The sequence below is a fragment of the Burkholderia sp. BCC0397 genome, from assembly GCF_902832865.1.
Taxonomy (GTDB): Bacteria; Pseudomonadota; Gammaproteobacteria; order Burkholderiales; family Burkholderiaceae; genus Burkholderia.
In genome coordinates this window covers 22,574-35,994 of the sequence record NZ_CADFDL010000014.1, presented here as the reverse complement: position 1 = coordinate 35,994, position 13,421 = coordinate 22,574, and the positions used below count along the sequence as shown (strand labels likewise).

General features: G+C 67.2%; 14 protein-coding genes. 10 read left to right on the top strand and 4 right to left on the bottom strand.

Translation table 11 applies throughout. The annotated features are described in order from the left end of the window. Positions 1-7 precede the first annotated feature (7 nt). Positions 8-772, bottom strand: coding sequence for a response regulator transcription factor (locus HWX03_RS29965; RefSeq protein WP_175873766.1), 765 nt, complete (start codon positions 770-772; stop codon positions 8-10). A gap of 171 nt (positions 773-943) precedes the next feature. Here HWX03_RS29965 and HWX03_RS29960 point away from each other — a divergent pair, with 171 nt between their 5' ends. From HWX03_RS29960 to HWX03_RS29945, 4 genes are all read left to right on the top strand, one after another. Then, positions 944-1,198 carry a hypothetical protein gene (locus tag HWX03_RS29960; RefSeq protein WP_006477062.1) on the top strand — a complete coding sequence of 85 codons (255 nt, stop codon included), beginning with the start codon at positions 944-946 and terminating at the stop codon, positions 1,196-1,198. Positions 1,199-1,216: 18 nt separating this feature from the next. Further along, positions 1,217-3,031: an aminopeptidase P family protein gene (locus tag HWX03_RS29955; RefSeq protein ID WP_175873765.1), complete on the top strand. Its 1,815-nt coding sequence runs from the start codon at positions 1,217-1,219 to the stop codon at positions 3,029-3,031. A gap of 77 nt (positions 3,032-3,108) precedes the next feature. Then, on the top strand, positions 3,109-3,660 hold the full coding sequence (locus tag HWX03_RS29950) for a cysteine hydrolase family protein (RefSeq protein ID WP_124468680.1): 552 nt from the start codon (positions 3,109-3,111) through the stop codon (positions 3,658-3,660). After that, positions 3,657-4,280: an HAD-IA family hydrolase gene (locus tag HWX03_RS29945; RefSeq protein ID WP_175873764.1), complete on the top strand. Its 624-nt coding sequence runs from the start codon at positions 3,657-3,659 to the stop codon at positions 4,278-4,280. The genes HWX03_RS29950 and HWX03_RS29945 overlap by 4 nt, the downstream gene beginning before the upstream one ends. Positions 4,281-4,411: 131 nt before the next feature. Here the strand turns inward: HWX03_RS29945 and ettA are convergent, their stop codons facing one another. The 3 genes from ettA to gcvA form a co-directional block, all read right to left on the bottom strand. Next, the gene (gene ettA, locus HWX03_RS29940) at positions 4,412-6,079 is read right to left on the bottom strand and encodes an energy-dependent translational throttle protein EttA (protein ID WP_175873763.1); all 1,668 of its coding nucleotides are present in this window, start codon (positions 6,077-6,079) and stop codon (positions 4,412-4,414) included. 170 nt (positions 6,080-6,249) lie between these two features. Beyond that, complete coding sequence (locus tag HWX03_RS29935; protein WP_174433950.1) at positions 6,250-6,558, bottom strand: DUF3761 domain-containing protein; 309 nt, start codon at positions 6,556-6,558, stop codon at positions 6,250-6,252. 89 nt (positions 6,559-6,647) lie between these two features. Then, on the bottom strand, positions 6,648-7,565 hold the full coding sequence (gene gcvA, locus HWX03_RS29930) for a transcriptional regulator GcvA (RefSeq protein ID WP_174433949.1): 918 nt from the start codon (positions 7,563-7,565) through the stop codon (positions 6,648-6,650). A 193-nt stretch (positions 7,566-7,758) separates the two neighbouring features. Between gcvA and HWX03_RS29925 the strand changes: the two genes are divergently transcribed. From HWX03_RS29925 to HWX03_RS29900, 6 genes are all read left to right on the top strand, one after another. Beyond that, on the top strand, positions 7,759-9,033 hold the full coding sequence (locus HWX03_RS29925) for an MFS transporter (protein ID WP_175873762.1): 1,275 nt from the start codon (positions 7,759-7,761) through the stop codon (positions 9,031-9,033). 80 nt (positions 9,034-9,113) lie between these two features. Then, a complete protein-coding gene (locus HWX03_RS29920; protein WP_105132664.1) occupies positions 9,114-9,458 on the top strand; it encodes an MmcQ/YjbR family DNA-binding protein in 345 nt (114 codons plus the stop codon). A 376-nt stretch (positions 9,459-9,834) separates the two neighbouring features. Continuing rightward, positions 9,835-11,226 (top strand): GABA permease, encoded by a 1,392-nt coding sequence (gene gabP / locus HWX03_RS29915; RefSeq protein WP_174389477.1) that lies wholly within the window; start codon positions 9,835-9,837, stop codon positions 11,224-11,226. A gap of 255 nt (positions 11,227-11,481) precedes the next feature. Next, a complete protein-coding gene (locus tag HWX03_RS29910) occupies positions 11,482-11,982 on the top strand; it encodes a glycoside hydrolase family protein (protein ID WP_175873761.1) in 501 nt (166 codons plus the stop codon). Between the two features lie 8 nt (positions 11,983-11,990). Continuing rightward, positions 11,991-12,404 (top strand): lysozyme inhibitor LprI family protein, encoded by a 414-nt coding sequence (locus HWX03_RS29905; RefSeq protein WP_175873760.1) that lies wholly within the window; start codon positions 11,991-11,993, stop codon positions 12,402-12,404. 51 nt (positions 12,405-12,455) lie between these two features. Next, the gene (locus HWX03_RS29900) at positions 12,456-13,373 is read left to right on the top strand and encodes an alpha/beta fold hydrolase (RefSeq protein WP_244132820.1); all 918 of its coding nucleotides are present in this window, start codon (positions 12,456-12,458) and stop codon (positions 13,371-13,373) included. The last annotated feature ends 48 nt before the right edge of the window (positions 13,374-13,421 follow it).

Here is a 13,421-nt window from a genome sequence, read left to right as displayed (position 1 = left end):
CCCCATATTATAGCGTTTCAGCGATTTCCTCACTCGCTGCATACCGGGCATCGGCATGGCGCGGCCGCGAATTTGGGGGCTCGATCGGTACGCGGTCGAGCTGATAGCCGAAGCCGTACAGCGGCAGCAGCCGGTAGCCGCGCTCCGGAAGCAGCTGCAATTTGCTGCGCAGCCGGGACGCGTGCGTGTCGAGCGTGCGCGACTTCATGTCGCGGCGGAGGCCCCATACCGTTTCGAGGATATGGGCGCGCGACACGGGCCGCGACAGGTTCGTGAACAGCAACTGCGCGAAACGGAACTCCTTCGGCGTGAGTGAAACGATTGCGTCGCCGAAACGCACGAGACAATGCGTGGCGTCGAATGCGTATTCGCCATACATCTCGCGCGAGCGGGTGGGCGCCCGGCGGACGCCGGCGCGCCGGCTCAGCGCGTTGACGCGCGCGAGCAGCTCGGGCCCGCTCACGGGGCGCACGAGGCAATCGTCGGCGCCCGCGTGCAGGCACGAGACGATTTCGCTTTCGCGGGCCGACTGCATCACGGCGATGGCCGGCAACCCGGGGAGGACCGCCTGCGCGCGCGGAATGACGTCCTGCGCCGGCTGGTCGCCGGCCCAGTGGCCGGTGACCAGCATGTCGCAGGTGTTGTCGGCGGCGAGCCACTCGAAGAATGCGGTGCTGGACGGAAACGCATGGCACACATGACCGCCCGCGAAGAGCAGGCGGTTCAGGAGTGCGGTATGACGCGATTCCGGATCGATCAGAGCGATTCGCATGAGGATTTCTTCAATACGGCGGCCGGTGTGCGCTTGCCATAACGTCGAGTCGGCCCCTACACTCGAAGGTTCGCGGCGCCCGGCTGGTCTCGGGTTCGATGGATGAATCGATGCTAGCCGCTGGCAACGTTCACGCCTATGGGACGAATCTGAATTTATAGAAGGCGTTGAATGAACTGGTTTGGAATCCTTGTCCTGGGAGCGGCCGTCGGGCTGTTCGGCCGCTGGCTGCATCCGATGCGGCGCACGGGCCGGCCGGCGTGGTGGATCGCGGTGCTCGTCGGCATCGTGGGCGCGGCCGCCGCCCGCATGGTCGGCAATCTCTCGGGACTGTTTTACGATGGCGAGACGCTCGAATGGCCGGTCTGCACCGGCGTCGCGTTCCTCGCCGTAGCCGTGACGGTCGCGCTGTCGGCCCGTCGCTGAATGCTCTCAGGTGAAATCATGAATGCCCGTCTCCCCGAAGTCTCGCCGGTGCCGGCCCGTCTCGCGATGCTGCGCGGCGCCATGGCCCGCGAGAACCTGGCCGCCTATCTCGTGCCGTCCGCCGATCCCCATCTGTCCGAATACCTGCCCGAGCGCTGGCAGGCGCGCCGCTGGCTGTCCGGTTTCACGGGCTCGGTCGGCACGCTGGTCGTGACTGCGGATTTCGCGGGGCTGTGGGTCGACAGCCGCTACTGGGTGCAGGCCGATGCCGAACTGGCGGGCACGGGCGTGCAACTGATGAAGATGACGGGCGGGCAGCAGAGCGTACCGCACGTCGACTGGCTCGCGCAGAACGTGGCGGCCGGCGCGACGGTCGGGGTCGACGGCGCCGTGCTCGGCGTCGCGGCCGCGCGCGGGCTGACGGCCGCGCTGAGCGCGCGCGGCATCGCGCTGCGTACCGACGTCGACCTGCTCGACGCGATCTGGCCCGAGCGGCCGGGGCTGCCCGGCGACGTGGTGTTCGAACACGTGGCGCCGCAGGCCGACACGACGCGCGCAAGCAAGCTCGCCGACGTGCGCCGCGCGATGCACGCGCAGGGCGCGCAATGGCATTTCGTATCGACGCTCGATGATCTCGCATGGCTGTTCAACCTGCGCGGCGCCGACGTCAACTTCAATCCGGTGTTCGTTGCGCACGCAATGATCGGCGCCGATCGCGCGACGCTGTTCGTCGCCGACGGCAAGGTGCCGCCGGCGCTGGCCGCGTCGCTCGCGCGGGATGGCGTCGACGTCCGCGCCTATGACGCCGCGCGTGCGTCGCTCGCGGCGCTGCCCGACGGCGCGACGCTGCTGATCGACCCGCGCCGCGTGACGTTCGGCACGCTCGAGGCCGTGCCGGCCGGCGTGAAGCTCGTCGAGGCCGTGAATCCGTCGACGTTCGCGAAGTCGCGCAAGACCTCCTCCGAGATCGAGCACGTGCGCGTGACGATGGAGCACGACGGCGCCGCGCTCGCGGAATTCTTCGCGTGGTTCGAACAGGCCGTCAATCGCGAGACGATCACCGAGCTGACGATCGAGGAGAAGCTCACGGCCGCGCGCGCCCGCCGCCCCGGCTATGTGTCGGCGAGCTTCGCGACGATCGCCGGCTTCAACGCGAACGGCGCGATGCCGCACTACCACGCGACGCGCGAGTCGCACGCGACGATCGCCGGCGACGGCCTGCTGCTGATCGATTCGGGCGGCCAGTACATGACGGGCACGACCGACATCACGCGCGTCGTGCCGGTCGGCACCGTCAGCGACCTGCAGCGGCGCGATTTCACGCTCGTGCTGAAATCGATGATGGCGCTGTCGCGCGCCCGCTTCCCGCGCGGCATTCGCTCGCCGATGCTCGACGCGATCGCGCGTGCGCCGATGTGGGCGGCCGGGCTCGACTACGGCCACGGCACCGGGCATGGCGTCGGTTACTTCCTGAACGTACACGAAGGTCCGCAGGTCATCTCGCACTACGCGCCGGCCGAGCCGCACACGGCGATGGAAGAGGGCATGATCACGTCGATCGAGCCGGGCGTGTACCGTCCGGGCCAGTGGGGCATCCGGATCGAGAACCTGGTCGTGAACCGTGCGGCCGGGCAGACGGAATTCGGCGATTTCCTCGCGTTCGAGACGCTGACGCTGTGCCCGATCGACACGCGCTGCGTGCTGATCGAGATGCTGCACGACGAAGAGCGCGCGTGGCTGAACACGTATCACGCGACGGTGCGCGAGCGCGTCGGCCGGCATGTGAGCGGCGACGCGAAGGCGTGGCTCGACGCGCGCACGCAGCCGATCTGACGCAACGCGCGGCAACGATCGGATAGCGGCCGGATAGCGATCTCACGACGACCGGACAATAACAGCGAGGGCAAGCAATGGCGGACACTGCGGTGATCGTGGTCGACATGCAGCGCGGGCTGGTGGAGCGGGCGCAGCCCGCATACCGGCTCGACGACGTGGTGTCGGGCATCAACCGGTTGACGGCGGCGGCGCGCGCGGCGAACGCGCCGGTGTGCTTCGTGCAGCACGACGGCGACGCGGACGACGACATCGTGCCGGGCACACCGGGCTGGGAACTGCATGCGGGGCTGGTCGTCGGTCGCGACGACTGGCGCGTGCGCAAGCAGGCGAGCGACGCGTTCCACGACACGCCGCTCGCGGCGCAGCTCGATCGCCACGGCATCCGTTCCGTGCTGATCTGCGGCTATGCGACCGAGTTCTGCGTCGATTCGGCCGCGCGCCGTGCCGCGCTGCTCGGCTACCGGACGACTGTCGTGTCCGACCTGCACACGACGAACGAGCGCGCCCACCTGTCGGCGGCGCAGATCGTCGCGCATCATCACTTCATCTGGAACAACAATTCGCTGTCGGGTAACGCGGTGACGCCGCGCCCGCTCGCGGACGTGCTCGCCACGGAGTTCGCATGACGATCAAGGCAGTGGTGTTCGATTTCGGCGGCGTGCTGATCGACTGGAGCCCCGAGTACCTTTACCGTGAACTGATTCCCGACGCCGCCGAGCGCCGCTGGTTCCTCACGCACGTGTGCGCGATGGACTGGGTGGTCCGCCAGGACGGCGGGCAGACGATCGAGGAAGGCACGGCCGAACTCGTCGCGAAGTTTCCGGAGCACGAAGCGCTGATCCGCGCGTTCTACGCGCGCTGGCACGAGATGATCGGCGGCGTGCTCGAAGAGGGCGCGGCGCTCGTCGACCGGCTGGACGCGCAGGGGATGCCGCTGTTCGGGCTGACGAACTGGTCCGCGCAGACGTTTCCGTATGCATGGGACAACTTCCCGGTGCTGCGCCGGTTCAAGGACATCGTCGTGTCGGGCCGTGTGAAGCTCGTGAAACCCGATCCGGCGATCTACCGCGAGATGCATGCGCGGATCGATCCGCATCTGCCCGGCATCGCGGCGCACGAGCTCGTGTTCATCGACGACAACGCGAAGAACGCCGCGGCCGCGACGGCGCTCGGCTGGCACGGCATTCATCATACGAGCGCGGCGGCGACCGAGGGGCGGCTGCGCGAGCTGGGCGCGCTCGCATAAAGGCGGGCGAGCGCCAGGCGGATAAAAAAAGCGGGCCATGAGCCCGCTTCTTCGTTGTGCCGTTCCGGATGCGGCCACCTTCGGCATCCGGCCCCGCGCGATCGCGGTGCCGGGCGCCCGGGCCGCGCCGCTCAGCGGCTGATCGGCTTGTAGCGCAGACGCTTCGGCTTCGCGGCTTCCTCGCCGAGGCGCGCACGCTTGTCGGCTTCGTACTCCTGGTAGTTGCCGTCGAAGAACGTGACCTGCGAATCGCCTTCGAACGCGAGGATGTGCGTCGCGATCCGGTCGAGGAACCAGCGATCGTGCGAGATCACCATTACCGAGCCCGCGAATTCGAGCAGCGCGTCTTCCAGCGCACGCAGCGTTTCGACGTCGAGGTCGTTCGACGGTTCGTCCAGCAGCAGCACGTTGCCGCCCGAGATCAGCGTCTTCGCGAGATGCAGGCGGCCGCGTTCGCCGCCGGACAGGTTGCCGACGATCTTCTGCTGGTCGCCGCCCTTGAAGTTGAAGCGGCCGATGTACGCGCGCGACGGCGTTTCGTACTTGCCGACCGTCAGCACGTCGGCGCCGCCCGAGATTTCCTCGAACACCGTCTTCGAACCGTCGAGCGCGTCGCGGCTCTGGTCGACGTACGCGAGCTTCACCGTCGGGCCCATCACGACTTCGCCCGAATCCGGTTGTTCCTTGCCGGTCAGCATCTTGAACAGCGTCGACTTGCCGGCGCCGTTCGGGCCGATGATGCCGACGATCGCGCCGGCCGGGATCTTCAGGCTCAGGTTGTCGATCAGCAGGCGATCGCCGAACGCCTTGCTGACGTTCTTGAACTCGATCACTTCGTTGCCGAGGCGTTCGCCGGCCGGAATGAAGATTTCCTGCGTTTCGTTGCGCTTCTGGTATTCCTGGCTGCTCAGCTCCTCGAAGCGCGCGATACGCGCCTTCGACTTCGCCTGGCGGCCCTTCGGGTTCTGGCGCACCCACTCCAGTTCCTTCTTGATCGCCTTCTGGCGCGCCGATTCCGACGCTTCTTCCTGCTTCAGGCGCTCTTCCTTCTGGTCGAGCCAGCTGCTGTAGTTGCCCTTCCACGGAATGCCGTGGCCGCGGTCGAGTTCGAGAATCCACTCGGCCGCGTTGTCGAGGAAGTAGCGATCGTGCGTGACGGCGACGACGGTGCCCGGGAAGCGCACCAGGAACTGCTCGAGCCAGTCGACCGATTCGGCGTCGAGGTGGTTGGTCGGTTCGTCGAGCAGCAGCATGTCGGGCTTCTCGAGCAGCAGCTTGCACAGTGCGACGCGGCGCTTTTCGCCGCCCGACAGGTGCTCGATCTTCGCGTCCCACGCCGGCAGGCGCAGCGCGTCGGCGGCCACTTCGAGCTGCTGCTCGGGGCTGCCGCCGTCGCTCGACGCGAGGATCGCCTCGTATTTCGCCTGCTCGGCCGCGAGCGCGTCGAAATCGGCGTCCGGCTCCGCGTAGGCCGCGTAGATTTCTTCAAGCTTCTTGTTCGCCTGAAACAGGTCGCCGAGGCCGTCCTCGACGGCTTCGCGCACGGTCTTCGTCGGGTCGAGCTGCGGTTCCTGCGGCAGGTAGCCGATGTTCAGGTTCGGCATCGGCGTGGCTTCGCCCTCGATGTCCTTGTCGATGCCCGCCATGATGCGGATCAGCGTCGACTTGCCCGAGCCGTTCAGGCCGAGCACGCCGATCTTCGCGCCGGGAAAGAACGACAGCGAGATGTCCTTCAGGATCTGGCGCTTGGGCGGCACGATCTTGCCGACCCGGTTCATCGTGAAAACGTATTGGGCCATTTGGTGTGAAAGTCAGAAGTGGTTGAGACTGCCGCGCAGCGCGCGCGGGCGTGGCGGCGTCGGGTGATTCGGTACGGAGCGTGCCGCGCGGGGCGCGGCGGTGCGAGCGCGTATTGTACTTCGCCGCCGGCTGCCGCTGGCGCGGCGCAGGCCATTCGGCCGACCCGCGCTCACAGCCACGCGGCGACGCCGCCGTGCCCCGAGCACGTGCCGCGCCGGTGGCGGCTGAAGCTGTACGTGCCGTCGCGGCAACGCGCGCTCGCGCCGTCCGGCACGCGGCCCGATTTCGAATGCGCGGGCGCATGCACGGTTTCCCCGTCGCGGTTGCGATACGTGTCGTGACGGTCGAGATCGGCTTCGTTGCCGTAGCCGGGTGACGCGCGATAGGCATGCGCGGCAGGGGATAACGCGGCGCCCGCGACGAAGAGCGCGGCGGACAGGGTCGCGACATGGGTCGCGCGGCGGAGCAGGGCACGCATGGTCTCTCTCGTTCTGTTCGTTGTTATCGACGTCGGGCCGATCGCCCGCGCCGCATGTTAGCGGATCGGCGCCGTGCACCCGAACGACGCTACGCCGCGCCGGACATCGACGCCGCGCCGTCGGCCTGCGCGGCGTCGAGAATCCACCGGCGGAACGCGGCAACCTTCGGCCGTTCCGCGTGATGCGGCGGATAGACGAGGTAGTACGCGAAATCGTCGAGCCATGCGACGTCGGCAAGCTGCACGAGCCGGCCGCTCGCCAGCTCGCCGCGCACCATCGCGGCCGGCAGCAACCCGGCGCCCTGGCCGGCGACGATCGCCTGCAGCAGCAGGCCCGAGTCGTCGAACGCGGGGCCGCGCGGCGGGCCGAAATCGTCGATCCGCTGCGCGCCGAACCAGATGTGCCAGCCCTTGCGTTCGGCGTCGTGCAACTGCGGCCAGCCGACGAGCGCGGCCGGCGTCGCCGGCATGCCGAGCCGCGCGACGAGTTCGGGCGACGCGAGCGCGACGATTTCGACCGTCAGTAGCCGTTCGCTGCACAGCCCGACGTAACGCCCGAGGCCGTGGCGGATCGCGACGTCGACGCCGTCGCGCGCGAAATCCGCGAGTGCGTGGCTCGTGACGACCTGCAGGTCGACGTCGGGGCACGCCTGCCGGAACTGCGCGAGGCGCGGGACGAGCCACGCGGACGCGAAGAACGGCGTGACGCTCACCGTCAGCACGCCGCTGTCGGCGGCGCCCGACACGCGCTGCGACGCATCGGCGATCTGCCGGAACGCGTTGCGCACGGGCGGCAGGTAGTCGCGGCCGGCGGCCGTCAGCAGGATGCCGCGGTTCACGCGCTCGAACAGCTGCACGCCGAGATGCGTCTCGAGCGTGCGGATCATCTGGCTCACCGCGCCGGGCGTGACCGACAGCTCCTCGGCCGCCGACTTCACCGACAGGTGGCGGGCGGCGGCTTCGAAGGCGCGCAGGGCGTTGAGCGGCGGCAGGCGGGAACGATTCATTCAGTTTTTCTAAAGCGAAAGGTCGACGAAATATCGTTTGAGGCGACGCGTACGCGCGAGTACCGTCGATACATCAGATCGCATGTTTCGCGGCTGCCTGTCGGCGGCCGATGCGATCAACATAGTTCAACTATATCCACGGGGCAATCCGGACGCCGCCCGGCAGCCGGTGGAACCCGAAAGGAGCATCGTCATGAACCGCCCGGGCGCGTCGCGCCTTTTCTATGGCTGGTACGTGGTGGCGGCCGCGTTCGCCGTCACGTTCGTCGGGTTCGGCAGCGCGTATACGTTCAGCGCGTTCGTCGAGTCGCTGCAGCGGGATTTCGCCGCGTCGCGCGGCCAGATCTCGCTCGTGTTCTCGCTCGCCGGCTTCCTGTACTTCGGCTTCGGCGTCGTCAGCGGGCCGCTGGCCGATCGTTTCGGCTCGCGGCGGCTCGCCGTCGTCGGGATGCTGCTGACCGGCGCGGGGCTCGCGGCCGCCGGCGTGGCCCATACGCTGCTGCAGGTCTATGTCGCGTACGGGCTCGGTGTCGGGTTCGGCGTCGGCTGTGCGTACGTGCCGGCCGTCGGCGCGGTGCAGCGCTGGTTCGTGCGCCGGCGCGGGTTCGCGTCGGGGCTCGCGGTCGCGGGGATCGGCGTCGGCACGCTGGTGATGCCGCCGCTCGCATCCGTGCTGATTGCGCAGGTCGGCTGGCGCGGCGCGTATTTCACGCTGGCCGCGCTCGCGATCGTGCTGGGCGCCGGCATGTCGCTGCTGATCGAGAACGACCCGCGCAGGCGCGGATTGCTGCCGGACGACGATGCACCCGGCGACGGGAGCCGGCATGCCGCTGCCGCATTGACCGGCGCGGCAGGCGCGAACGTGCATGCCGGCGCGACGGTGCGCGACGCCGTCACGTCGCGGCCGTTCGCGAGCCTCTACGCGGCCTGCCTCGTCTGCTCGTTCGGTGTGTTCGTCCCGTTCGTTCACCTCGTGCCGTACGCGCTCGATCACGGCGTCGCGCCGTCGACGGCCGTGCTGCTGCTCGGGGCGATCGGCGTGGGCAGCACGGCCGGCCGCTTCTTCCTCGGCGGCCTCGCCGACCGCTTCGGCCGCCGCGCGTCGCTGCTCGCGATGTTCGCCGGCATGGCCGTCGCGCTGGTCGCGTGGGCGGGCGCCGGCACCGTCGCGACACTGGCGGCGTTCGCGCTCGTGTTCGGCGTGTTCTACGGCGGCTGGGTCGCCGTGCTGCCGGCGGTCGTGATGGACTATTTCGGCGGGCGCAACGTGAGCGCGATCATCGGCATCCTGTACACGAGCGTCGCGTTCGGCACGCTGATCGGGCCGGCCGCCGCCGGCTTCATCTACGACGCGGGCGGCGGCTATCTCGTGCCGATCCTCGCGAGCGCCGCCGCGAATGCGATCGCGTTCGCGATCGTCGCGACCACCGGACGTGCGCCGGCCGCCGCGCGCGCGGCCGGCGGATAACGCCACCCGCTGGGCGGTTCGCGCGGTTTCCGGTAGGGTGGCCGCACCGTCAACCATCGACGCATGGTCGGGGAGGCATCGTGACATTCGACGAAGTCCGGCAGATCGCCCTGGCGTGGCGCGGCGTCGAGGAAGGCACGTCGTACGGCACGCCCGCGCTCAAGGTGAAGGGCAAACTGCTCGCGCGGCTGCGCGAGGACGGCGACACGCTCGTCGTGAAGGGCGTCGGCCCCGACGAGCGCGCATGGCTGATCGAATCGGCGCCCGACGTGTATTACGTGACCGATCACTATGTCGGCTGGCCGATCGTGCTGGTGCGCCTGTCGGCCGCGCGTCCCGACGCCGTGAAAAACCTGCTGCTGCGAGAATGGCACGCACTCGTGCCGGCGAAGTGGCGGGACGAAGCCGCCCGCGACGCGAACTGAACGGCACGCGCTGCGCGCGAGCCGCCGCCGAACCGGATCAAGCGTTGCATCGGTTCGTATCGATGCAACGAGTGGTTCCATCGAAATTCTTCAATTGGTTCTTAGTGAAGAACCGTTTGATGCTTACACTCCTTCGCTTCGAAGGCGGCTGACGACAGCCGACGGAACGGGCGTACGCGATGCGCCGGCGCCCGGTGCGCCGCATCGCACCCGCAGCTTCGCAGACTGCGCGGACGACCCGACCGGAACGGCCCCGTCCGGCCTCATGCCCGCGTGCGACGCACGCGCGGTCGCAGCCGGATTCAACAACGACAACTCCCCGCGCCGCCTTCACGCGACACCGGTCGTACCGGAACCGTTTATTGGAGAGAGACAGATGAGTGGAAGCAACACAGGACTCGGCACCGGCCTGAAGCAGCGTCACGTAACGATGATGTCGATTGCCGGCGTCATCGGCGCGGGCTTGTTCGTCGGCTCCGGCCACGCGATCGCGGAAGCCGGGCCGGCATCGATACTCGCGTATGCGATCGCGGGCGTGCTGGTCGTGCTGGTGATGCGCATGCTCGGCGAAATGGCCGTCGCGCATCCGGACAGCGGGTCGTTCTCGACTTATGCCGATCGCGCGATCGGCCACTGGGCCGGTTTCACGATCGGCTGGCTGTACTGGTGGTTCTGGGTGCTGGTGATCCCGATCGAGGCGACCGCCGCCGCGACCATCCTCAATGCGTGGTTCCCGGGCATCGCCACGTGGATCTTCGCGCTCGGCATCACGCTGCTGCTCACCATCACCAACCTCTTTTCCGTCAAGAACTACGGCGAATTCGAATTCTGGTTCGCGCTGATCAAGGTCGTCGCGATCGTCGTGTTCCTGTGCATCGGCGGCGCGGCGATCGTCGGCATCATTCCTGCGCCGGCCGTGTCGGGCGTGTCGAACCTGTTCGTGCATGACGGCTTCATGCCGCACGGCGCGAGCGCGGTGCTCGCGGCGATGCTGACGACGATGTTCTCGTTCCTCGGCACCGAGATCGTGACGATCGCGGCCGCCGAATCGGACAACCCGCAACGCCAGATCGTGCGCGCGACGAACTCGGTCATCTGGCGTATCACGCTGTTCTATCTCGGCTCGATCCTCGTCGTCGCGGCCATCGTGCCGTGGAACGACCCGCTGCTGCCGAAGCACGGCTCGTATCAGCGCGCGATGGAATTGATCGGCGTGCCGAACGCGAAGGCGATCATCGACGTGATCGTGCTCGTGTCGGTCGCGAGCTGCCTGAATTCGGCGCTGTACACGGCGTCGCGGATGCTGTTCTCGCTGTCCAGGCGCAAGGACGCGCCGGCCTTCCTGCATCGCACCGATTCGACCGGCACGCCGCGCGCGGCCGTGCTGGCGTCGACCGCGTTCGGCTTCGTGACGGTGATCGCGAACTACCTGATGCCGGAGCAGGTGTTCGGCTTCCTGCTGGCGACGTCGGGCGCGATCGCGCTGCTCGTATATCTCGTGATCGCGATCTCGCAACTGCGGATGCGCAAGACGCTCGAATCGGGCGGCGCCGACCTGACGCTGCGGATGTGGCTGTTCCCGTGGCTCACGTGGGCCGTGATCCTGTTCATCTGCGGCACGCTGACCGTGATGTTCGTCAGCGAGGAGCACCGGATGGAGGTCGGCGCGACGGCCGTGCTGGCGTTGATCGTGCTGCTCGCGTCGTGGCTGAACAAGCGTGGGCGCGATGCGCAGGCGAACGCGGGGCGGCGGGTGTCGGCGACGTGATGAAGTGAAGTAGCGGCGGGGCGCGAAGTCCCGGTCGTGAAAATGGCCCGAGCGGCGTTTGCCGGTCGGGCCATTTGTCTTTTTGCGATGGGCTGATGTCGCGGCGGGAGTCGGCGAGATAGCGCCGAAATTTAAGGGCAAGAAATCGAACTCGTCCGATTTCATCGCCAACGGCAACGCCATACATTGATCGCTTCGAGAACCGAAGTGAATGATGAGGTCGACTCGCGTAAGCGGTCGTGCCGGGTGGGGCAAATGGCGAACGAGAGCTTGAGATTGAGCGACGCAGGTTGGGCTGAGCTGCGGAGGCGGGAAAGCGCGGTCATGGCTTACTACAACGATCAGGCGAACAACTGTACCTATGGTATCGGGACGCTTGCTCACACCTGGCCGTGCACCCCGGAAGAATTGCGCACGCCGGTTACGACGACGCAAGTGAATGCGCAACTCGCGGTCCGGGTCCGTCGGGCAGAAGCCGCCGTGCGACGGCATGTATCGGGCCGGCAATTGACACAATTGCAATTCGATGAGCTCGTCAGCTATGCATACAATACCGGCAACACAGGTGCGCTGGCCGCGTTCCGTTCAGCGAATCAGAGCGACGACGCGGGCGTCGTGTCGCACATGAATCAGCGCGTCTGGATCCATCCGCGAGACGAGAACGGGCATCGTCTGGCGCCCGTTCGTTCGAACGGGCTTGTCAACCGGCGTCGACTTGAATCGGCGCCGTTCCAGCCACGACAGAGGGCACAGTGAGAACGGCCATGATCGGTTTGCTCGTGCTGGCGTCGACGCATGCATTTGCCGGCCCGACGGCAGCGGACGAGATAGCGGTGCGCAGCGGTTTGCCGGCAAGCGAGGTCAATGCACTGCTCAAGGACTGCGACTCGAGCCAGACGAGCATGAATTTTTGCGCGTGGCGCGATCAGCTCGTCGCCGAGCGGGAATTGCAGCGGATCGTCGACAAACAAGTGAGCGAGCAGCCGCGGCGCAAGGCGGCGCTCGACGCGCAGATGGCAAAGTGGAAGAAAGCGCGCGACACATCGTGCGAAAAATCGACGCGTAGCGCATGGGGCGACGGTTCGATGCGACCTGCGGCACAAGCGATCTGTGCAACGGAGGCAACGAAGGAAATGGCGAAAAGATTGTCCGCTGGCGCTTCCCGCAAACCTTCATGAACCAGTCCGAAATGAGAAAAGCCCGCTGCGTTCGCGATCTCGCAACTGCCGATGCGTATTCGCAATGTCACCGTGGTCTACGGCATTGAAACCCGGGCGATGACGATGCAACCGGCCTCCCGGGTAAGCGTCGCATTTCGCGCGCGGGATGGATACTCGCTACAGGGATCCTATTTCCCGACGGCCACCGGTGCTGGCTCCCCGGTGCTCATCTGCCCGGCGACAGGACTGCGTCAATCGTTCTATTTCGCATTTGCGGATTGGTTGCGCGACGACGGTCATCCGACCTTCGTATTCGATTACCGCGGCATCGGTGCCTCGCGCGAGGAGGGCCACGTCCGCCGATCGGTCGCGCGCAAACAGGACTGGGGGCAGCTTGACATGCCCGCCGCACTCGACTGGCTTCTCCGTGAAACCGGCGCGAACGACGCGCACCTGATCGGGCACAGCGCGGGTGCGCAACTGGTCGGTCTGATGCCGAACCATGCATCGATTCGCTCGGTTTGCGCGATTTCCGCGTCATCGGGATACGTCGACAACATCCGGTGGCCGATGCGAATGGCCGCATCGTTGCTGGCAAATCTTTACGTACCCGTTAGCGCGCGCCTGTTCGGCTATGTGCCTGCCAGGGTACTGGGATGGGGCGACGATCTGCCGGCGCGGGTCGGGCTTCAGTGGGCTCGATGGTGTCGCCGCCCCGGCTACATGGCCAATGAGTTCGGGATCGGCGTTGCGCGTCACTACTACAGTGAATTCTCCGCTCCCGTCACGGTGGTCGCTGCAACCGACGACCCGCTCGCGACACCGGCCAATATCGAAGACTGGCTGCGGTGGTTGCCGCGAGCCGAAAGCACGGTCCATTTCATCAGCCCGGAAAACTGCGATGGCCGCGCAATCGGTCACGTCGGCATGTTCCGCCGCGCCCATTCGTCGCTGTGGCCGGAGCTCATCAGAGGCGTGCGAGGTTGAATGTTCGGATCGCAGCGATGCAATGCGTCGCCAAGCATCAAAAGAAAA